Origin of the sequence: Streptococcus sp. DD10 (genome assembly GCF_001578805.1) — a bacterium.
Taxonomy (GTDB): domain Bacteria; phylum Bacillota; class Bacilli; order Lactobacillales; family Streptococcaceae; genus Streptococcus.
The window spans coordinates 19,850-21,370 of record NZ_KQ969160.1 but is presented as its reverse complement, the minus strand read 5'-3'; the positions used below and the strand labels follow the sequence as shown (position 1 = coordinate 21,370).

The following is a 1,521-nucleotide window of genomic DNA, read 5'->3' as shown; positions in this document are numbered from 1 at the left end:
AAATCTGCACTTGCTGACGCTGAAGCTGTTCAAGAAACTAAGATGTTAACCTTAAACACAGCGAAAGCTAAACTTGCTGAACAAAACGCTGTTCTTGCAAGTCTCAACGAGCAAAAAGCGAAACTCCTTGCTGAAAAAGACCGCTTGGTCGCTGAAGCAAAAGCCCTTGCTGATGAAATCGAAGCTTACAACAAAGCTCCTGAACTCTTGACAGAAGCAAAAGCAACCTTGGCACAAAAAGAGTTTGAATTGCAAAACAAACAAGCTTCATACGCTTCAGCAGTTGGCGCAGTCCGTCGTATCAGCGAAGAATTGGCAAGTGAACAAGCTAAACTTTCTGAATTGGAAGACGCTTACGCTAAAGCTAAAGACTTGGAAGATAAGGCAAAAGACAACGTCATTGCAGTCCTTCCTGATGGTACAGTCGTTGCTAAACCAAACGTTGCACCAACACAAGATGAACTTCCTGCTGTTGACTTGGACGCTTTGGATAAAGCTATCAAAGATGGTAAAGAGTTTACGGTTGATGAAACAACTGGTAAAGTGGTTATCAGCACCAACGGTGGTAAAACACCAGTTGTTCCTGTGAAAGCAAATGGTGAGACAGTTGCTACAAGTATTGTAAAAACATCTACACCTGCTACACAAAACTACTCACGAGTAGAACGAGCTAAAACCTTGCCAAATACAGGTGAGAAAGAGAGTCTTTTGGCACTTGTTGGGGTAGCTATCCTTTCAAGTCTTGGTTTAGCTGGTGTGAAACGAAACCGAAAGGCATAATTTAAAAAAATCTTCCTACCATGTGGTAAGAAGATTTTTTTGATTCCTCGAATTATCGGAAAGACTGCGCTATTCCAATAATTCTTGGGAATGAAGTTTGGGGATATGCTCAAAATCTAGTTTGGTCAACTCTTGGTCAACCTTTGTATTTTGAATATATCCTAGATAATGACGAAGACTTGGTATATCAGTGTTTTTATTGCCTGTTTTAACGTATTTGAACGTAAATAAAACTGTAGTGGGTGACGAAAAACTAACATCTAGAGAGGACCGGATAGGTCTTCTCTTTTTGTATGTTTAGAGTAATGAAGACACGCTTCTTAAAGTTGATGAAGTTTCTAAAACCGAAACCCAAGCGTTTGATGTCTTTAATCAACTTGTTAGTCGCTTCAAGTTTCGCGTTTGAATAGTCCGTTTCTAGTGCGTTTTTGATGTATCGCTTGTGTCTAAGAAAAGTCCTAAAAACAGTTTGAAAATAGTGATTGACCTTGTTCCTATTTTCCTCTATCAGGTCAAAGAACTCATCTACTCTCTTCTCCTGAAAATGAAAAAGTAAAAGCTGATAGAGGTTATAATAATTAGCGAGCTCTTCTGAGAAATTCAGTGTCTTCCTAACAACTTCATGTGGGATCAAGGTTTGGCGGAATGTCTTTGAATAAAAAAAGTTGAGAGATAGTTTACGGCTGTCCTTTTGAAAGAGTCGCCAATGATTTTTTAAGGCTCGGTAGGGTAGTGACTTCT

General features: G+C 39.3%; 1 protein-coding gene and 1 pseudogene. One reads left to right on the top strand and one right to left on the bottom strand.

Annotated elements, in window-relative coordinates:
- Window positions 1–780, top strand: a 780-nt coding sequence (locus STRDD10_RS05515) for an LPXTG cell wall anchor domain-containing protein (RefSeq protein ID WP_197458306.1), incomplete at its 5' end; no start/stop codon positions are given.
- A 260-nt stretch (window positions 781–1,040) separates the two neighbouring features.
- On the opposite strand, the pseudogene STRDD10_RS05510 reads toward STRDD10_RS05515, so the two are convergent.
- Window positions 1,041–1,521: pseudogene (locus STRDD10_RS05510) on the bottom strand (transposase); the annotation flags it as partial.